16 protein-coding genes are annotated in these 17,863 nt (G+C 68.5%); 6 read left to right on the top strand and 10 right to left on the bottom strand.

Features of this window, described 5'->3' with window-relative positions; genetic code table 11:
• Nucleotides 1-40: 40 nt before the first annotated feature.
• The 3 genes from AC1DC5_RS16555 to AC1DC5_RS16545 all read right to left on the bottom strand — a co-directional run bounded on the left by AC1DC5_RS16555 (nucleotide 41) and on the right by AC1DC5_RS16545 (nucleotide 3,571).
• A complete protein-coding gene (locus AC1DC5_RS16555) occupies nucleotides 41-904 on the bottom strand; it encodes a DUF4031 domain-containing protein (RefSeq protein WP_476865861.1) in 864 nt (287 codons plus the stop codon).
• A 25-nt stretch (nucleotides 905-929) separates the two neighbouring features.
• On the bottom strand, nucleotides 930-2,123 hold the full coding sequence (locus AC1DC5_RS16550; protein ID WP_476865860.1) for an AI-2E family transporter: 1,194 nt from the start codon (nucleotides 2,121-2,123) through the stop codon (nucleotides 930-932).
• Between the two features lie 113 nt (nucleotides 2,124-2,236).
• Nucleotides 2,237-3,571 (bottom strand): FAD-binding oxidoreductase, encoded by a 1,335-nt coding sequence (locus AC1DC5_RS16545; RefSeq protein ID WP_476865859.1) that lies wholly within the window; start codon nucleotides 3,569-3,571, stop codon nucleotides 2,237-2,239.
• A gap of 172 nt (nucleotides 3,572-3,743) precedes the next feature.
• On the opposite strand from AC1DC5_RS16545, the gene AC1DC5_RS16540 reads away from it, so the two are divergent.
• Genes AC1DC5_RS16540 through AC1DC5_RS16525 form a run of 4 tightly spaced genes read left to right on the top strand, consistent with a single transcriptional unit; the run spans nucleotide 3,744 to nucleotide 6,866 of the window.
• Nucleotides 3,744-4,154: a TOBE domain-containing protein gene (locus AC1DC5_RS16540; protein ID WP_476865858.1), complete on the top strand. Its 411-nt coding sequence runs from the start codon at nucleotides 3,744-3,746 to the stop codon at nucleotides 4,152-4,154.
• Nucleotides 4,151-4,963: a molybdate ABC transporter substrate-binding protein gene (modA, locus tag AC1DC5_RS16535; RefSeq protein ID WP_476865857.1), complete on the top strand. Its 813-nt coding sequence runs from the start codon at nucleotides 4,151-4,153 to the stop codon at nucleotides 4,961-4,963. Before AC1DC5_RS16540 ends, modA begins: the two co-directional genes overlap by 4 nt.
• A gap of 53 nt (nucleotides 4,964-5,016) precedes the next feature.
• Complete coding sequence (locus AC1DC5_RS16530; RefSeq protein WP_476865965.1) at nucleotides 5,017-5,820, top strand: ABC transporter permease; 804 nt, start codon at nucleotides 5,017-5,019, stop codon at nucleotides 5,818-5,820.
• The gene (locus AC1DC5_RS16525) at nucleotides 5,817-6,866 is read left to right on the top strand and encodes a sulfate/molybdate ABC transporter ATP-binding protein (protein WP_476865856.1); all 1,050 of its coding nucleotides are present in this window, start codon (nucleotides 5,817-5,819) and stop codon (nucleotides 6,864-6,866) included. The genes AC1DC5_RS16530 and AC1DC5_RS16525 overlap by 4 nt, the downstream gene beginning before the upstream one ends.
• On the opposite strand, the gene AC1DC5_RS16520 is transcribed toward AC1DC5_RS16525, so the two are convergent.
• The 6 genes from AC1DC5_RS16520 to AC1DC5_RS16495 all read right to left on the bottom strand — a co-directional run bounded on the left by AC1DC5_RS16520 (nucleotide 6,854) and on the right by AC1DC5_RS16495 (nucleotide 13,029).
• Nucleotides 6,854-7,378 (bottom strand): carboxymuconolactone decarboxylase family protein, encoded by a 525-nt coding sequence (locus AC1DC5_RS16520; RefSeq protein WP_476865855.1) that lies wholly within the window; start codon nucleotides 7,376-7,378, stop codon nucleotides 6,854-6,856. The genes AC1DC5_RS16525 and AC1DC5_RS16520 overlap by 13 nt on opposite strands.
• A gap of 319 nt (nucleotides 7,379-7,697) precedes the next feature.
• Nucleotides 7,698-8,687, bottom strand: a complete 990-nt coding sequence (locus AC1DC5_RS16515; protein ID WP_476865854.1) for a glycerate kinase — start codon at nucleotides 8,685-8,687, stop codon at nucleotides 7,698-7,700.
• A 4-nt stretch (nucleotides 8,688-8,691) separates the two neighbouring features.
• Nucleotides 8,692-9,624: a 3,5-dioxohexanoate:acetyl-CoA acetone transferase gene (kce, locus tag AC1DC5_RS16510; protein WP_441406119.1), complete on the bottom strand. Its 933-nt coding sequence runs from the start codon at nucleotides 9,622-9,624 to the stop codon at nucleotides 8,692-8,694.
• Between the two features lie 42 nt (nucleotides 9,625-9,666).
• The gene (locus AC1DC5_RS16505) at nucleotides 9,667-10,431 is read right to left on the bottom strand and encodes an SDR family oxidoreductase (protein WP_441406118.1); all 765 of its coding nucleotides are present in this window, start codon (nucleotides 10,429-10,431) and stop codon (nucleotides 9,667-9,669) included.
• Between the two features lie 92 nt (nucleotides 10,432-10,523).
• The gene (locus AC1DC5_RS16500) at nucleotides 10,524-11,843 is read right to left on the bottom strand and encodes an MFS transporter (RefSeq protein ID WP_476865853.1); all 1,320 of its coding nucleotides are present in this window, start codon (nucleotides 11,841-11,843) and stop codon (nucleotides 10,524-10,526) included.
• Nucleotides 11,844-11,970: 127 nt separating this feature from the next.
• Entirely contained in the window at nucleotides 11,971-13,029 is a 1,059-nt protein-coding gene (locus AC1DC5_RS16495) for a LacI family DNA-binding transcriptional regulator (protein WP_476865852.1), read from the bottom strand.
• 544 nt (nucleotides 13,030-13,573) lie between these two features.
• Here AC1DC5_RS16495 and clpB point away from each other — a divergent pair.
• Entirely contained in the window at nucleotides 13,574-16,243 is a 2,670-nt protein-coding gene (gene clpB, locus AC1DC5_RS16490; protein ID WP_476865851.1) for an ATP-dependent chaperone ClpB, read from the top strand.
• 102 nt (nucleotides 16,244-16,345) lie between these two features.
• Here the strand turns inward: clpB and AC1DC5_RS16485 are convergent, their stop codons facing one another.
• Nucleotides 16,346-17,209 carry a septum formation family protein gene (locus AC1DC5_RS16485; protein WP_476865850.1) on the bottom strand — a complete coding sequence of 288 codons (864 nt, stop codon included), beginning with the start codon at nucleotides 17,207-17,209 and terminating at the stop codon, nucleotides 16,346-16,348.
• Between the two features lie 390 nt (nucleotides 17,210-17,599).
• Here AC1DC5_RS16485 and AC1DC5_RS16480 point away from each other — a divergent pair, with 390 nt between their 5' ends.
• Nucleotides 17,600-17,833, top strand: coding sequence for a DUF3073 domain-containing protein (locus AC1DC5_RS16480; protein ID WP_082492711.1), 234 nt, complete (start codon nucleotides 17,600-17,602; stop codon nucleotides 17,831-17,833).
• Nucleotides 17,834-17,863 lie beyond the last annotated feature (30 nt).

The raw sequence follows: 17,863 nt of genomic DNA, 5'->3' as shown, positions 1-17,863 counted from the left end.
CAATCTAGTATCTATTTGGCTAGGGGGGTGGGCGTCCCGTCTATGCGAGCTCGCCCTGCAGGTTCCGCCGCGCCGCCGCCAGCCACAGGTCCCTGCCGCGCGGGGTGTGGAACAGCGGCTCCAGTTGCAGGAGTTGGCGGACGACGGCGGCGCGTCCGGCGGCGAAATCGTCGTCGCCGATGTGCGCAAAGTCCTGCCGGACGGCGGCCAGGTACCGCGCGTAGGCGTCCGGGGTTCCGCCGAGGACGGAGAGGTCGGCGTCGCTGAGGAGGGCGCCGTCGCCGGTCTCCGGCTGGTGGTCGGCCGTCATCCGCACCAGGCGGGCCACTTCGTCCACCTCGGCCGCGGGGAGGCCCGCGTGGGCAAGCCTGTCCTCGGCGAGCCGGGCCGATTCCTCCTCGTCCTGGCCTGCGATTCCGCGGTAGACGGCGTCGTGGAACCAGGCGGCGAGGAGCACGGTGCGCGGCGGATCGGCGGGCCCGGTGAGAAGGTCCAGGGCTTCGAGGACAGCGAGCAGGTGGGTGCGGCCGTGGTATTTCCGGTGCTCCTCGCCCCAGCGGTCCAGCAGGTCCAGGAAGAGCGCGTCGCGGCCCGGCAGCAGGGCGTTCCAGCGGGTCAGCAGGGGGAGTTTGAGGGAGCTGTTGCGCCGCCGGGCGGGGATCCGCAGGCCGCTGGAAATCAGTTTGCGGACCAGGACCCTGCCCTCCACCGGGACGGCCCCGGCCGCCACAAGCGCGCTGTACCGGGCCTCGGCGACGTCGTAATGGTCGCCGTCGAACGCCCTTTCCGGGATGCCGGACGCCGCAGCGAATGCGTGCAGTTCCTCGAGCGAGGTGTCCGAGATCAGGTGCGAGAAGTGCGTCCCGTGCGCCGGCCAGAGCGGAGGGTCAAGATAAATGGCCATACTGGAAGTCTAGACAGGCCGCGGATCAGCCGTGGGTGGCGTCCGCGTCCGCGGTGTCGGACTGGTCTTCCTGCTGCGTCCGGGCGTGGTGCGGCTTGGAGCGCACGCCCTCGCCGTTTTCGTTCAGCCGGGTCTCATGCTCGGCCTCCGCGATGGCCTCGGGGGTGATGGCGTCTGCCGAGTTCCACGCCTTGATCGCGGCCCAGGCCACTGCCACGAGGGGGACGGCAAGGATGGCGCCGATGATCCCGGCGAGGATGGTGCCGGCGGTGAGGGCCAGCAGGATGACGAGAGCATGCACGTTGAGTGCCTGGCCCATGACGACGGGTTGCAGGAAATTGCCCTCGAGCTGGTTGACCACGATCACCACGATGATCACGATCAGCGCCGCGAGCGGGCCGTTGGCCACCAGCGCGACGAGCGCAGCCAGGATCCCGGCCAGGGTGGCGCCGATCAGCGGGATGAAGGCGCCGATGAAGGTCAGTGCCGCGAGCGGCAGGGCGAGGGGCACTCCCATGATGACGAGCGCCAGGCCGATGAAGAACGCGTCCACGAAGGCCACGATGGAGGTCCCGCGCACGTAGCCGCCGAGCACGTTGAGGCTCCGCTCCCCGGCACGACGGGCTCTGACCAGCTTCTCTCCCTTGAACGCCCGCAGCACGAAGGCCCAGATGCGCTCTCCGTCCTTCAGGAAGAAGAACAGGATTACCGCCATCAGCAGGGCGCCGGTGATGAAGTTTCCGGCCGCGCTGAGTCCGGAAATGGCGCCGGCGCCGACGGTGCTGCTGGTGGCGAAGTCGATGGCGGCGTCGCGGGCCTGCTGGATCTGCTGGTCATCGATCGGGAAGGGGCCGGTGCGGATGAACTCGTAAACCCGGTCGAAGCCCTCCGTGGCCTTGCTGGCCAGTTCGTCGGACTGGCTCATGACGGCCAGGACGATGCCCGTGATCACGGCCCCGAACGCGGCCAGGAGCAGCAGGAACGACACGGTGGTGGCGGCCGTTCCGGGCCAGCCCCGGCGGCGCAGCAGGTGCACGAAGGGTGCGATCGCGGCGGCCAGGATCAGCGCCAGCAGCGCCGGAATCACCACGAGCCGGACCTGGATCAGGGCATAGACCACCACCACGGTCAGGACCAGCAGCAGGAGCACCTGTGCGGTCCTGATGCTGGCGCGGCCCAGGCTGTCGCCCCACGGGGTTGTCTTTTCCGGACTGCGCATGCTGATTTTTTCTCCCACGGTCGGATGGTCACGCTACTTACCAACCGTCTCACAGCCCGGGCCGTAAGCCTGCGGGACGTGCCCGCAGATCAGGATGCGGGTCAGGTCGCGGATCAGGGCGCGGCGGGCCGGATGTTCTGGTTCCCGCGGAAAGTGTTCTCCGGATCAAACTCCCTTTTCACCCGGGCCAGCCTGCTGTAATTCTCCTCGCCGAACGCCGCACGGACGCGGTCCTGGCCCTCGTCGCCGATGAAGTTCAGCCACACGCCGCCGTTCGCGTACGGGGCGATGTCCTGGCGGAACCTTTTGACCCAGGCCTTCGCCTCCTGGCCGCCCGCCGGGGTGTCACCCAGCCCGAACGGGTGGGTCACCCAGCTGGAGTTCCGGTGCCGCAGCGGCGTCGCCGCCGCGGCCGGGCCACCCACCGCCCCGCCCCAGTGGGGCACCAGGAGCTGGGAACTGGGACCCGGCAGGTTGTGGGCTGACTCGATGATGACGTCCAGTGCGGCATCGGGAAGCTCGTCGTGATAATCCGCCGTCCAGTAGTTGTACTTGCCCGGCGGGTCGTCCAGTGAGCACTGGAAGTCGGCATAGCCGGTGTCCTCCAGGAGCTCCACGGCGGGTCCCAGCCCGCGGTAGGGTTTGGCGTGCTCGGCGCCTTCCGCGGCGTCCCCGGCATAAACGTAGACGACGCCGACCGCCATCTTGCCGACCATCACCGGAGGCACGAACGGTTCGGGCGGGGCAGTGAGGTAGGCGATGGTTGCGCATTCCTCATTCGGCGCCGCCAGCGCGAGTTCCCGGTAGCCGCGGCTGACCTCCTGAGCTGCGTCGCCCGGCCACAGCATCAGGCCCGCATGCACGGTCGGACCGAGCCGGTGCAGGCCAAACGTAAAGGACGTGGCGACGCCGAAGTTCCCCCCGCCGCCGTGCAGCGCCCAGAACAACTCGGGGTTCTCCGCCGCGCTGGCCGTCACTTGCTCCCCGGAAGCCGTCACCAGGTCCACGGAAATCAGGTCGTCGCAGGCAAAGCCGAAGGCCCGCTCAAGCCAGCCGGAACCGCCGCCCAGCGTGAAGCCGGCCAGGCCCGTGGTGGAGACGCGGCCACCGGTGAGCGCGAGGCCGTGCTGCTGGGTGGCCCGGTCGAATTCCCCGCACGTCAGCCCGGCGCCGGCTGTGACCGTGCGGGCCGCGGGGTCCACGCTGACGGACTTCATCGGCCGGACGTCGATCACCAGGCCGCCGTCGTTCAATGACATGCCGGCGACGGAGTGCCCGCCGGCCCGGACGGCAACCGCCAGGCTGTAGTCCTTGGCATACTGCAGGGCCTCGGCGACGTCGGCGGCGTCACCGCAGGGTGCGATCACCGCCGGGCGGCGGTCGATCATGGCGTTGAACAACGTCCGGGATTCGTCGTAGCCCGGGTCAACAGGTGTAATCCACTTCACGGCGGCGCTCCTCGGCGACCGCGGCTCCACCCCTCGCGGAAATTTTAGGTCCGGTGGGGACGCCGGGGATAGTGCGCGTGCGGATAAGCGGCGGGTCGGCGTCGGGCAGTAAATTCCGAATCTGCGGGACAGAAGCGCCTCCTACTCCGCAAATGCGGGTTAGAGTTGCCGCATGCCTAATATTCGCGTTTCGGAAGCGGCCCGGTTGCTTGGTGTCAGCGATGACACCATCCGGCGCTGGACCGAGAACGGCAGCCTGACCGCCCACAAGGACGACGCCGGGCGGCTCGCCGTGGACGGGCTGGAACTTGCGCGGCTCGCCCGGGAGCAGGCCCAGCTTCCGGAGGATCCGGCCCGGGCGGGCAGCTCGGCCCGCAACCGCTTCGTCGGCCTTGTCACCGCCATCACCGCGGACACCGTTATGGCCCAGGTGGAGCTGCAGTGCGGGCCGTTCCGGGTGGTGTCGCTGATGAGCAGCGAGGCAGTGCGGGAGCTGGGCCTGGAGCTCGGCTCGGTTGCGACCGCCGTCGTCAAGGCCACCACGGTGATCATCGAAACTCCAAAAGGGAAGAGCATCGCATGAAACTTCCAGGCATCCAGGCCCTCCTGATCGCAGGCGTACTGGCCGTCGGGCTCACCGGCTGCTCCACAGGTACGCCCGGCTCGACGGGCGGCCCGTCGTCCGCTGCTGCCGGCGCGTCGGAGGGCGCGAAGCCCTCGGGGACCATCACGGTCTTCGCCGCGGCTTCCCTGAAGGCCACCTTCACCGAGCTGGCCAGTGAATTCGAGGCCAGGAATCCCGGGACCAAGATCATGTTCAGCTTCGCCGGCTCCTCCGACCTGGCCGCCCAGATCAGCCAGGGCGCGCCGGCGGACGTGTTTGCCTCCGCCGATACCAAGAACATGGCGAAGGTTTCCGACGCTTCGCTGGTGGAAGGATCGCCCGCGGACTTCGCCACCAATGTGCTGACGATTGCCGTGCCCCCGGCTAACCCCGCGTCCATCACCTCCTTCGCGGATCTCGCCAGGCCGGGGGTGAAAGCGGTCATTTGCGCGGCCCAGGTTCCGTGCGGCGCGGCCACAAAGACCCTTGAGCAGAAAACCGGCACCACCCTGAAGCCGGTCAGCGAGGAAGCGTCCGTGACCGATGTCCTGGGCAAGGTGGTCTCCGGAGAGGCCGATGCCGGGCTGGTCTACGTCACGGACGTCAGGACCGCCGGAGACAAAGTGAAGGAAATCCCCTTCGCCGAGGCCTCGCAGGCCGTTAACACCTATCCCATCGCCGCGGTGCGGACCAGCAAGAACAAGGAGCTCGCTGCAGCGTTCATCGCGGCGGTCTCTGGCCCCGATGGCCGGCGGATCCTCAGCGGCGCCGGCTTCGGAACCCCTTAGGCACCGTGAGACGCCGGGGGGACAGTTCCTATAGCGGGATTCCACGCTGGGTGATGGCCGTTGCCGCCGTCGGGGCGCTGCTGGTGCTGCTGCCGCTTGTGGGCATGGTGGCCAGGGTCAACTGGCCGCAGTTCATCCCGCTCATCACGTCCGAATCCTCGCTCACGGCCCTGGGGCTGAGCCTCCGCACGGCCGCCGCGAGCACGGTGCTGTGCGTGCTGTTCGGGGTGCCGCTGGCGCTGGTGCTGGCCCGCGGCGACTTCCCCGGCATGCGGCTGCTGCGCTCCTTCGTCCTGCTGCCGCTGGTGCTGCCCCCGGTGGTGGGCGGCATCGCGCTGCTCTACGCCTTCGGCCGCCAGGGCCTCCTGGGCAAGAGCCTCGAAATCGCCGGGATCCAGATCGCGTTCTCCACGACGGCGGTGGTCCTCGCCCAAACGTTCGTGGCCATGCCGTTCCTCGTGGTCAGCCTCGAAGGCGCGCTCCGCTCCGCCGGCAGCCGGTACGAGGCCGTGGCCGCCACCCTCGGCGCGCGCCCCACGACCGTGCTGCGCCGGGTCACCCTGCCGCTGGTGTTGCCCGGGCTCGCTGCGGGGGCAGTGCTTTCCTTCGCCCGAAGCCTGGGCGAATTCGGTGCCACGCTCACCTTCGCGGGCAGCCTGCAGGGAGTCACCCGCACGCTGCCGCTGGAAATCTACCTGCAGCGGGAGACCGACGCCGACGCCGCCGTCGCGCTGTCCCTGCTGCTCGTCGTGGTGGCGGTCGTCGTCGTCGGGCTCTCCTACCGGGGACCCGCGCCGGCCGGGTCCGGCAGCAGAACGGCCCGCAGCGCGGGCCAAACAGAGCGGGCGGCGGCATGACGTTCACTCTCGACGCCGCCCTCGCCGCCCGCCGCTTTGAGGTCTCCCTGAGCATGGCGCCCGGTGAGACGGTCGCGGTGCTCGGCCCGAACGGGGCCGGAAAATCCACCCTGCTGTCCGTGATTTCCGGGCTGGTCCGCCCGGACAGCGGCCGGTCCGAGGTGCACGGCCGGGTCCTGTTTGAGCTCGGCGAAGGCGTGCACACCTGGACCGCGCCGCACCGCCGCGGCACCGCCCTGCTGGCCCAGGATCCGCTGCTGTTTCCGCACCTGAGCGCGCTCGAAAACGTCGCCTTCGGACCGCGGAGCGCGGGGGTGCCCAAACGGGAGGCCCGGGAGACCGCACGGCACTGGCTGGCCGAGGTCGACGCCGCAGGCCTCGCCGATCGCCGGCCCGGGGAGCTGTCCGGCGGGCAGGCGCAGCGTGTGGCGGCGGCGCGGGCCCTGGCCGTGGATCCGGAGGTGCTGCTGCTCGACGAGCCGCTGTCCGCCCTGGACATCCACGCGGCTCCGCTGCTGCGGCGGCTGCTCAAGCGGGTGCTGGCCGGGCGGCGGGCCATCATTGTCACCCACGATGTCCTGGATGCGTACATGCTCGCGGACCGGGTGATCGTGATGGAGGAGGGCCGGATTACCGAGGACGGCCCCACGCGTGAGGTCCTCCGGCGGCCGCGCAGCCGCTTCGCCGCGGGGCTGGCCGGGCTGAACCTGGTGCCGGGGACCGTGACGACCGCCGGCATCCGGTCCGCCGAGGGGCTCGAGTTCGCCGGTCAACACGACGCGCCGCTCGTCGCGGGGCAGGCAGGCGTGGCGGCGTTCCCGCCGTCGGCCGTGTCCGTTTTCCTGAGCGAGGCGCACGGCAGTCCCCGGAACTCGTTCCGGGTCACGGTCACGGACCTGGAGCCGCACGGCGACCAGATCCGGGTCCGCGCCGGCGAGCTGTCCGCGGACGTGACCCCTGCTGCCTCCGCGGACCTCGGCCTGGCTCCCGGTCTCGAGGTCTACTTCGTGGTCAAAGCGGCGGCTGTGGCGATCTACCCGGCCTGACGGCGGCCGGCGGTGCCGGGCTCGCCCCGGCCCTTGCGGACCGGGTGCTGGCTGACGATCGACACCCGGTTGAACGCGTTCATGGCGATCACCAGCCAGCTGACGGCGGAGAACTCCGCGTCCGTGAGGTGTTTCCGGGCGGTGGCGCCCTCGTGTTCGCGGGCGCGGGCGTCGGAGATGTTAGTGATGGCCTCGGCCAGGGTCAGGGCCGCGCGTTCCTTCTCGGTGAACAGGTCCGTGTCCCGCCAGGCCGGGAGGACGGCGAGGCGCTGGGCGGTTTCGCCGTTCTTCACGGCGTCGCCCACGTGCAGGTCCAGGCAGTAGGCGCAGCCGTTGATCTGTGAGATGCGGACGTTCAGCAGTTCGATCAGCGTCTGGTCCAGGCCGGCGTCATCCGCGGCTTCTTTGGCTTTCAGGCCAAGCCCGTTGAGGGCCCGCCAGGCGGCGGGGTGGGCCTTGTCCAGGAAGACGGACTGGGTGGTGTGGTGCTGCACTGCTGCTGTCTCATCCATGGTCAAAAGACTACCCACGGAAACGCCGAAAATATCGCGTGACAAATCTGTCACATGTGTGACAAGATGCATAAACAGCGAAGTTCCCCTGCAGGGGCGGTTCCCCCGACCGCTCCGGGCTGGTCTCCCGACATCGGACCAGCCCCATTAATTGGCGGTCGGCTCCTTGGGGGAGCCGACCGCCGAAATGGTTTAACGGGGCCGCGCTAAGCGCCGAGTGCGATAGGGGACATGTCCAGTCTTGAGCTCCAGTCCGAGGGGCATGCTCATTCCTTGGTCCTGCGAGTGGACATAGTGGGATTATGTCCAGTGCTCACGGCTAGCGGAGGGCATGTCCCGCGGTGCGGGCCACGCTTGCCCCGGCGGCCACCATCGCGGCCGCGTCACTGGCGACCATGACGTCGTCGAAGTTGCCGGCGTAATCGCCCAGGTCGGCGCCCACAGACCCAACGACGGCGTAAACGCTCTTTGTCCCGCAGCGGGCGAGAATTGCCGCGATGATCTTGCCCTGGCCGGTCTGTGAATCCAGCCGGCCCTCTCCGACCACAACCGCGCTGCAGCCGGCGAGGTGCTGCTCGAAGTCCAGGAGGTCCAGCACGTAGTCCGCACCGGAGGCCAGCGTCGCCCCGTAGCGCGCCCACATCCCGCCGGAAAACCCGCCGGCGGCTCCAGTCCGGTCAACGGTGCGCGGGTCACGGCCGTGCTCGCGGAGGAACGCCAGGGCCTGCTGCTCGAGCCGGTCGGTGAGAATGTCCACGGCGGCCGGGCCGGCGCCCTTCTGGGGTCCGAAGATCCGCGCGGCGTCGCCGAACCGGGTGGTGACGTCGCTCAGGACCGCGACGTCCGCGCCCCGGAGTCCCCCGAGTTCCTCGATCGCAGCGATGGCGCCGGCGCCGCCGTCGGTCGTGGCGGACCCGCCGGATGCCACCAGGATCCGCCGTGCCCCCAGCCGGGCGGCCTCCGCGATCAGCACACCCGTGCCGTACGTGCTGGCAGCCAGCGGGTCCCGCCCCCGGCTGGAGGGAAGGTTGAGTCCGCTGGCGGCGGCAAGTTCAACGATGGCGGTCCCGTCCGCCGTCAGCCCGATCGCCGCCGTGACGGCGTCGCCCCACGGCCCGACCGTGCTGACGGTGACCTGCCGGGCGTCCAGGCCCCGGACCAGCACGGCAAAGGTTCCCTCGCCGCCGTCGGCCACCGGCAGCTCAACCGCCTCACCGCCGGCGGACCGGATCCCGGCCGCAATGTGGCGGGAAACCTCGACGGCGGTGAAGGTCCCCTTGAAGCTGTCCGGGGCAACGAGGATGCTCATGCGCTTAGAAGCCGACCTTGTCGCGGCCCTTGAGCTGCAGCATTTCGCGGGCCTCGTCCGGGGTGGCGACCTCAAAGTTGAGGGCCTCGAGGATGGTGCGGATCCGGGTGACCTGCTGCGCGTTGGACGTTGCGAGCTGTCCGGGGCCGATCCAGAGCGAGTCCTCCAGCCCGACCCGGACGTGCGAGCCCATGGCGGCGCCGATGGTGGCCAGGGGCATCTGGTTCTTCCCGGCGCCCAGGATGGACCACTGGTAGTCGTCGCCGAGGAGCCGGTCGGCCGTACGGCGCATGTGCATCAGGTCCTCCGGGTGGGCGCCGATCCCGCCGAGCAGGCCGAAAACGGACTGGACGAACAGCGGACCCTTGGCCAGGCCCCGGGCGTGGAAGTGCGCCAGGTTGTTCAGGTGCGAGATGTCGTAGCACTCGAACTCGAACCGGGTGCCGTTCTCATTGCCGATGCCCAGGATGGTCTCAATGTCCTGGAAGGTGTTCTTGAAAACCAGGTCGCGGCTCTTCTCGAGACCTTCCCGCTCCCAGTCGTGGCCGAACTCGGTAAAACGGTCCAGCATCGGGTAGAGGCCGAAGTTCATCGACCCCATGTTGAGGGACGCGAGCTCGGGCTTGAACAGGGCCGCGGGCTGCATACGCTCTTCCACGGTCATGTGCGGCGAGCCGCCGGTGGTGATGTTGATGACAGCGTCGGTGTTGCGCTTGAGTTTGTCCAGGATCGGGGCGAAGTGCTCCGGATCCTGGGACGGCCGCCCGTCCCGGGGGTCGCGGGCATGCATGTGCACAATCGCGGCGCCAGCCTCCGCGGCGCCGATGGCGGCGTCGGCGATCTCATCGGGGGAGACCGGCAGGTACGGGGACATGGACGGGGTGTGGATGGCGCCGGTGACGGCGCTGGTGATGATGACTTTGCGGGAAGCAGCCATGGGGGTCTCCTAGGGTGGGCCGAATTTTCCGGGCGGGCCGGATCAGTAGAGTTTCTCGGTGTTGCCGTCGACGGCCAGGGCCTGGCCGTTGACGTTGCGGGCCATGTCGCTGGCGGCGAAGGCGGCCATGTTGGCGATGTCCTCGGCTTCGATCAGCCGTCCCAGCGAGGACTGGTTGTGGTAGAGCTCGGAGACCTGGTCCGCCGGGAGGTCCAGCATCTGCGCCTTGGCCGCGATGACGGCGTCGATCCGGGGGCCGTTGACCGCGCCGGGGCAGATCGCATTGACCCGGATCCGGTCGGGGCCGAGTTCGATCGCGAGCGTCTTGGTCAGCCCGATCACGGCCCACTTCGACGCCGAATAGGCGCTGCGCCCGGCCATGCCCAGCCGGCCGGCGGCGGAGGAGAGGTTCACGATCGAGGCTTCGCTGCCCTGCCGCAGCATCGGCAGGGCGTGCTTGATGCAGAAGAACTGGCCGTGGATATTGACGTCGAAGGTCGCCTTCCAGGCGGCCGTGTCCAGCGATTCGAGAGGCCCGGTGGGTCCCGCGATGCCGGCGTTGTTGACCAGGACGTCCAAGCCGCCCAGTTCCGACTGGACCAGGGACATCAGTTCGCGGACCTGGTCCTCGTCGGAGACGTCGCTAACGGCGGCGGCTAGGCCGTTGACGCGGGCCTTCGCGACGGCGTCGGGGTCAATATCCGTGACGAAGACGGCGGCGCCGAGCGCCTGGAACTTGGTGGCGATGGCCAGGCCGATGCCGTTGGCGCCGGCGGTGACCAGCACCCTTTTTGAGCTGAAATCCATGACGTTTCCTTGCGTTGGTGGAGCGGTGGACTGATCCTGCTGACGCCCGCGCGTCTGGCGCGCGTCAGCAGGATCAGTCGGTCCGGTGAGGCTTAGTGGGCTACGGGGGCGAGCTCGGGCTTTTCGGTGCCGCGCTTGAGCATGAGCGAGAGCAGGGCGCCGATGATGCACATGCCCACGATGAACCAGAGCCCGGAGAGCTTGGAGCCGGTGGCGTCCTGCATCATGCCCATCACGTACGGGCCGAGGAAGCCGCCGCAGAGGCCGATGGTGTTGACGAAGGCGATGCCGCCGGCGAGGGCGGCGCCGGTGAGCCGGGTGGCCGGGTACGTGAAGAGGATCGGCTGCAGTGCGAAGAAGTTGAAGGCGGCGAGGCAGAAGCCGATCATGCCCAGGAGGGGACCGCCGACGGCGCCGAGGGCGAAGCCAGAGACGATGCCGATCATCGTTCCCGTGACCAGCAGGCGGGAGCGCCGGCCGTCGGTGGCGAACCGGGGAACCAGCAGGGCGCCGGCGGCGGAGAAGATCCACGGGATGGCCGTCAGCAGGCCGATCTGCAGCGGGTTGAGCTTGCCGTACGTGCCGATGATGGAGGGCAGGAAGTAGGACAGCGCGTACACGGCGATCTGGTGGGTGAAGTAGATGCCGACCACGAGCAGGATCTGCTTGTCCCTGAGGATGTCGCGGAGGCGGTGGTTGCCGGACGCTTCAGCGCCCGCCCTCTCCTCTGCGGCGATGCGGGCTTCGAGGTCGGTGGCTTCTTCAGCGGTGAGGAACGTGGCCTGGGTGGGACGGTCCGGAAGCTTCTTCCAGACGACGTAGGCCAGGACGCAGGCGGGCAGGCCTTCGATGATGAACATCCACTGCCAGCCGTGCAGGCCGCCGAAGCCGTCCATGGTGAGGAGCAGGCCGCCCAGCGGTGCGCCGACGATGTTGGCGATGGACACGCCCAGCAGGAACATGCCGTTGGCCTTCGCCCGGTCCTTGACGACGAACCATTGGGTCAGGAAGTACATCACGCCGGGGAAGAGCCCGGCCTCGGCGACGCCGAGCAGCATCCGCATGATGTAGAAGGACCATTCGCCCTGCACAAAGGCCATGCAGGCGGAGATGATGCCCCACGTGATCATGATCCGCATGATCCAGAAACGCGCGCCCACCTTGTGCATGATCAGGTTGGACGGGATTTCGGAGAGGGCGTAGGTCAGGAAGAACAGGCCGGCGCCGATGCCGTAGGCGGTGGCAGAGATGCCGAGGTCAATCTCGAGCCGGTCCTTGGCCATGCCGATGTTGGTGCGGTCCAGGAACGCCATGATGTAGGCGCCGATGAGCAGCGGCATGACTCTGCGGAGGATCACACCGTTGATTTCCTTTGGTGTGCGCATCTTCGTTGGTGCGGATACAACTGACATGGGTCTTCGTCCTTGAATTGGTGGTCAGGGCAGGTGGATGGGCGGTTCGGGCAGCCCGGTGGCCGGGCAACAGGGCAGTAGGGAAGGTGCCAGGGTGGCTGGCCTTGGGTGTGGTGCGGTGGCGGGGCTAGCGGGCTGGAGGGGTGCAGCCGCAGGTGCGCCCGATATGCAGGCGGTGCGGGCACACTTTTGAGCTGTACGTGCCGGAGGGGGCTTCGATGCGTCTGAGCAGCATGGCGAAGGCCTCGTGGGCCATCTCCTGCTGAGGCTGGACGATGCTGGTCAGGTTGATGAGCCCGGATCGGCTGTGCGGGAGTCCGTCGCAGCCGGCGACGGCGACGTCCTCCGGGATCCGAAGTCCCTGGGCCAGGGCGTATTCCATAACGCCGATGGCCAGTTCGTCACTCCCGCACACGACGGCCTGCGGCGGTGTCTCCGCGGAGAACAGACGCTCGGCCGCCAGCCGTCCGCCCTCGTTGTTGACCCGTGTGCTGATCTTGCGGTCGCCGCTGATGCTGATCCCCGCGGCAGCGGCGGTGCGGACGAACGCCTGTTCCCGGGCCAGGGACGCGGTGGAAAACCGCGGACCGATCACAGTGGCGATCTCCGTGAAACCATGGCTCAGCATGTGCTGCATCAGCGTGGTCGCCGCGGCGTCGTCGTCGATCCCGACAAAGTCGGAGTCGAGGAAGTCGGCCCGCCGCGAGAGGCAGACATACGGGATCCGGGCGGCCCTCAGGGTGCGGAGCGCGGTGGCGTCGTCCCGGAGTGACGCGGCCAGGATGATGCCGTCCACGTTGCGGTTCGCGAGGGTCGATGTGACCTGGGCGAGCACGTCCGGGTCGTCCTGGGTAGTAGCGACGAACACCTCGTAGCCGGACTCGGCTGCAGCGGAAATGACTCCCTGGGCCCACCTCGGAAACATGGGGTTGATGATGTTCGGCAGGATGAGGCCGATCACCCGGGTGCGTTGGGCATCGGTGGACTGCGAGGACTTACGAGGCCTGAAGCCCAGTTCGTTTGCCACGTGGATGATGTGGCGCCGGGTTTCCGGCGAGACGCCGCTCTTGCCGTTGAGGACGTAGGACACCGCGGCGGAGGAGACCCCTGCCGCCCGGGCCACAGCGGCGGCCGAAACCGGCGGCACGCGGCCGCCCAGGGTGGCGCTTGTGGCGTGATCCTGCATGTCCGGCCCTCCTTCGCGTCCGTTTGTTTTCCTGTGACCTCAGTTACAGTAGGGAGGCTCCCGAATCTTAAGCAACGTTAAGTGATTTTCGCGGGACATGCCCAATCCCCGCTCCGGACCCGACGGGACATGCTCATCCCTCGCGGCGCCCGGCAGGCATGCTCATTTTTCGCGCCCGGATGCACGGGGCATGTCCAGTTTTGGGCCCGGACAATGGACGTGGTGGGACCATGTCCATTGCCCGGCGCCTGGGGAGGGCATGTCCAGTCCTGGTGCCGAGCCCAGGAGAGCACGTCCAGTAATGCGGCCCAATCCTTCGGGACATGTCCAGGTTTGGGCCCGGCGAGTGGGCATAGTGGGACTATGTCCAGTGGCGGTCGCGGGCCGAGAGCATGTCCAGTCCTGGCGCCGGGCGCCGCGCGGGGGACTCCGGCACTGGACAGTCATTTCGCCGTCGGCAAACATGGACCCAAAGGGACTCGATGCAAAGTTGAGCGGAGTACACTCAACTTTAATACCAGCATGTTCCCGGAAGGAGCTCTCTTTGGACGCCAAATTCACTACCAAGAGCCAGGAGGCTCTCGCGGCTGCCGCCATGAACGCCTCGACGGCGGGGAACCCCCAGCTCGAACCCGCCCACCTGCTCAAGGCGCTGATGGACCAGCGCGAGGGCGTCGCCGTCGCCCTCCTCCGCGCCACCGGGGCGGACCCGGATTCCGTCAGCGTCCAGGCCAGCACCGCCATCAAGGCCCTGCCCTCCACCTCCGGCAGCTCGGTGCAGCAGCCGCAGCTGTCCCGCACCGCGCTGCAGGCCATCAAGAACGCCCAGAACGAGGCCGAGCGGCTCGGCGACAGCTTCGTCTCCACCGAACACCTCCTGCTGGGGCTCGCGACCGGAAGCGACGCCGTCGGAAAGCTGATGCGCGACGCCGGCGCCTCCCACGAGGCGCTGCTCGCCGCCCTGCCGGGTGTCCGCGGCGACCGCAAGGTGGACAACGCCGACCCGGAGAACTCTTTCCAAGCGCTGGAGAAGTACGGCACCGACCTCACCGCGGTTGCCCGCTCCGGAAAGCTGGACCCGGTGATCGGCCGCGACGCCGAGATCCGCCGCATCATCCAGGTCCTGAGCCGCCGCACCAAGAACAACCCCGTCATCATCGGCGAGCCCGGCGTCGGCAAGACCGCCGTCGTCGAAGGACTGGCCCAGCGGATCGTGGCCGGCGACGTCCCCGAGAGCCTGCGCGGCAAGACCCTGATCGCCTTGGACCTCGCGTCCATGGTGGCCGGCGCCAAGTATCGCGGAGAATTCGAGGAGCGGCTCAAGGCGGTCCTTGAGGAAATCAAGAGCTCCGAGGGCCAGATCGTCACGTTCATTGACGAAATCCACACCGTGGTCGGCGCCGGCGCCACCGGGGACAGCTCCATGGACGCCGGCAACATGCTTAAGCCCATGTTGGCCCGCGGCGAGCTGCGCCTCATCGGCGCCACGACACTGGACGAGTACCGCGAAAACATCGAGAAGGACCCGGCCCTGGAACGCCGCTTCCAGCAGGTCTACGTCGGCGAACCCAGCGTGGAGGACACCATCGGCATCCTGCGCGGGCTCAAGGAACGCTACGAGGCCCACCACAAGGTCGCCATCGCAGACTCCGCCCTCGTCGCCGCGGCCACGCTCTCCAACCGCTACATCTCCGGCCGGCAGCTGCCGGACAAGGCGATCGACCTCGTGGATGAGGCCGCTTCCCGGCTGCGCATGGAGATCGACTCCGCCCCGGAGGAGATCGACCAGCTGCGCCGTTCCGTGGACCGCCTGACCATGGAGGAACTGGCCCTGGCCAACGAGACCGACCCCGCGTCGGTGGAGCGGCTGGCCGCGATCCGGGCGGACATGGCCGACAAGAAGGAAGAGCTCGCCGGGCTCAACGCCCGCTGGGAGGCCGAGAAGGCAGGCCTGAACCGCGTCGGCGACCTCAAGGCCAGAATCGACGAGCTGCGCTCCGCCGCCGAGAAGTTCCAGCGCGAAGGCGACCTCGAGGCAGCCTCACGGATCCTGTACGGCGAACTTCCCGCCCTGGAGCGCGAACTCAACGTGGCGGCCGAAGCGGAGTCCGCCCGCGTGGCCGGCGGCGGGGCCAAGCAGGACCTCATGGTGGCCGACGAGGTCACCGCCGACGACATCGCCGAGGTCATTTCGGCCTGGACCGGGATCCCCGCCGGCCGCATGCTGCAGGGCGAGAGCCAGAAGCTGCTGGAGATGGAACACGTGCTGGGCGAGCGGCTGATCGGCCAGACCAAGGCCGTCACCGCGGTCTCGGACGCCGTCCGCCGGGCCCGGGCGGGGATCAGCGACCCCAACCGGCCCACCGGTTCCTTCCTGTTCCTGGGCCCCACCGGCGTCGGCAAGACCGAGCTGGCGAAGGCCCTGGCCGACTTCCTGTTCGACGACGAACGCGCCATGGTGCGGATCGACATGTCCGAGTACTCGGAGAAGCATTCCGTGGCCCGCCTTGTCGGTGCCCCTCCCGGCTACGTGGGCTACGAGGAGGGCGGCCAGCTGACCGAGGCCGTCCGGCGCCGGCCGTACTCCGTGCTGCTGCTCGACGAGGTGGAGAAGGCCCACCCCGAGGTCTTCGACATCCTCCTGCAGGTGCTCGACGACGGCCGCCTCACCGACGGCCAGGGCCGCACCGTGGACTTCCGCAACGTGATCCTGGTCCTGACGTCGAACCTCGGCAGCCAGTTCCTGGTGGACCCGACGCTCGACGCGGCCGCCAAACGCGACGCCGTCATGGCCACCGTGAACGCTTCCTTCAAGCCCGAATTCCTGAACCGGCTCGATGAGGTGGTGCTGTTCGATCCGCTGAGCATCGAGGAGCTGTCCCGGATCGTGGAGCTGCAGGTCATGGAACTGGGCGAACGCCTCAAGGGCCGCCGGCTCAACCTGGAAGTGACCGAGGGGGCCCGGTCCTGGCTCGCCGTGACGGGCTTTGATCCGGCCTACGGCGCCCGGCCGCTGCGCCGCCTGGTGCAGCGCGAAATCGGCGACCGGCTGGCCAAGGCCATCCTTGCCGGCGACATCACGGACGGCGACACTGTGCTCGTCGATACCGAACCGGACCTCATGGAGCTCACCGTGGGCGGCGCAGAAGCCTCGGACCGGCCCGCCGGCGGCGCGTCCACCGGCAGCGGACTCACCGTCCGCCGCAAGGAGTAGGCCCCGCTGCGTCAGGACCCCGCAGCATTAAACAAGAACTGCCAGCCGGACCTTGCTCCGGCTGGCAGTTTCTTTTTGTGCAGAATCCCTCGCGGGAACGCCTTAGGGAACCAGCGATTCCATAATGACGTTCCCGGTACCCGCGGTGACGTAGCAGTCCACCCGGCGGTCGCCGTTGTCCCAGCTCGTGGAGCTCGGGTAGGCGTTGCGCTGCTTCAGGTCGTAGTTGGTGGCGGCGGCGGTCAACTGCGCGCTGCGGCACGTTTCGCGCCCCTTGTCCTTCAGCGCCGCCAGGCCGGGATAGCCGTCTGAGTCCTGATAGTGGTGGATGGCGATCAGCTGTGCCGAGTGCCCAGTGGCGCAGTCCACGATGGTGGACTGCGGCGCCTCCGGGTCGAAGTCCTTGAAGCAATCGCCGGCCTGGAAGTCCAGCGGGCCGACTCCTTCCAGCGGAAGCGCCCCCCGGCTCGCGGGGGCGGACGACGTCGTGGTCCCGGCGGGGGCGGAGGAGGTATCCGCGACTGTCTGCTTGCTGGCGCCGAGTGAGGTCAGCCACCAGATCAGCAGTCCCATAACGACGACGGCGGTCACCGCGGCGCCGAGCCGGGCCGGACTCTGGTGGCGTAGCCATCCGCCGAGCCGGGCCGGACTCTGGTGGCGTAGCCATCCGCCGAGCTGCGAGGCCTTCTCCGATGCCGCCTTGCCAGCCCCTGCGAGGGCGCTGCCTGCGGCTCCCGGAGCGCCCTGGGCACTGCCGGAACGCCGGGAGCGGGGCTGCCCGGCGTCGGACCGGTTGACCGGCGGCACAAACGGGCGGACGGGCGGCGGTGCGGACGGCGCCGTGGGTTGCTCAACGGGTTGCTCAATGGGCCGGGCAACAGGCGTCCCGGCCGGGGGCTTGGCGGGAGCGGCCTGCGGGACAACCGGCGTTGCGGAGGTCGGCGGCGTCGAGGGCTTCGGGGGCACGGCAGACGATACAGCGGGGGCAGACCGTCCGCCGGGTCCGCCGGCAGGGGGAACCCCAGGCATGCCGGCGCCGCCGGGCCTTTCGTTCTCTTCGGTCACTGAGAATTCACCACTTTCGTGCGTCTTTGCCGCGGCAGGACGCCCGGCGGAAGGACCCGTTTCCGGAAGTCCACTACGGAACTCTATCTAAGATGCCGCGCGGGCCGCATGCCGCCGGGGCGCCGTCCGGGGCTGCGGCGCGGGCAACAGTGTCCACAGCGGCCGTCCCGGGGAGCAGTTGCGGCAGAAAGCATGTAATCTAGGTGTACGACAAATTGACCAAACATTCCGGGGCCTCACCGATCGCCAATGGTGACCACCTCCGGTCCGAGTACAAAAGGGGGTCACGCCATGGGGCGCGGCCGTCAAAAGGCAAAAGCTACCAAGCAGGCTCGGGATATTAAGTACTATTCCCCGAACACTGACTACTCTGCGCTTCAGCGTGAGCTCAAGAGCTCTGAGGGTCGTGCACCGAGTCGTTTCTCGAGTGAGCCCGTTGAGCCGGATTATTCGGCTTATGTGGATAAGTACGCGGACGATGTGGAAGAGGACGACGACGAGGTAGATTCCCGTCGGATAGGTTAGTCGACACTTCTTTCCGGCATGCTGTTCCGC

The sequence above is a fragment of the Arthrobacter sp. 10L424 genome, assembly GCF_056395325.1.
Note: the sequence above shows the minus strand (reverse complement) of the source record. Positions and strands in the feature narration are given on the sequence as shown.

Bases quoted from the DNA above. Each gene is read 5' to 3' on its own strand.
- AC1DC5_RS16525 (WP_476865856.1), top strand. From the start codon at position 5,817: ATGACGTTCACTCTCGACGCCGCCCTCGCCGCCCGCCGCTTTGAGGTC.
- AC1DC5_RS16540 (WP_476865858.1), top strand. From the start codon at position 3,744: ATGCCTAATATTCGCGTTTCGGAAGCGGCCCGGTTGCTTGGTGTCAGC.
- AC1DC5_RS16555 (WP_476865861.1), bottom strand. From the start codon at position 904: ATGGCCATTTATCTTGACCCTCCGCTCTGGCCGGCGCACGGGACGCAC.
- AC1DC5_RS16530 (WP_476865965.1), top strand. From the start codon at position 5,017: ATGGCCGTTGCCGCCGTCGGGGCGCTGCTGGTGCTGCTGCCGCTTGTG.
- AC1DC5_RS16495 (WP_476865852.1), bottom strand. From the start codon at position 13,029: ATGCAGGATCACGCCACAAGCGCCACCCTGGGCGGCCGCGTGCCGCCG.
- modA (WP_476865857.1), top strand. From the start codon at position 4,151: ATGAAACTTCCAGGCATCCAGGCCCTCCTGATCGCAGGCGTACTGGCC.
- AC1DC5_RS16520 (WP_476865855.1), bottom strand. From the start codon at position 7,378: ATGGATGAGACAGCAGCAGTGCAGCACCACACCACCCAGTCCGTCTTC.
- AC1DC5_RS16505 (WP_441406118.1), bottom strand. From the start codon at position 10,431: ATGGATTTCAGCTCAAAAAGGGTGCTGGTCACCGCCGGCGCCAACGGC.
- kce (WP_441406119.1), bottom strand. From the start codon at position 9,624: ATGGCTGCTTCCCGCAAAGTCATCATCACCAGCGCCGTCACCGGCGCC.
- AC1DC5_RS16500 (WP_476865853.1), bottom strand. From the start codon at position 11,843: ATGTCAGTTGTATCCGCACCAACGAAGATGCGCACACCAAAGGAAATC.
- AC1DC5_RS16515 (WP_476865854.1), bottom strand. From the start codon at position 8,687: ATGAGCATCCTCGTTGCCCCGGACAGCTTCAAGGGGACCTTCACCGCC.
- AC1DC5_RS16480 (WP_082492711.1), top strand. From the start codon at position 17,600: ATGGGGCGCGGCCGTCAAAAGGCAAAAGCTACCAAGCAGGCTCGGGAT.
- AC1DC5_RS16550 (WP_476865860.1), bottom strand. From the start codon at position 2,123: ATGCGCAGTCCGGAAAAGACAACCCCGTGGGGCGACAGCCTGGGCCGC.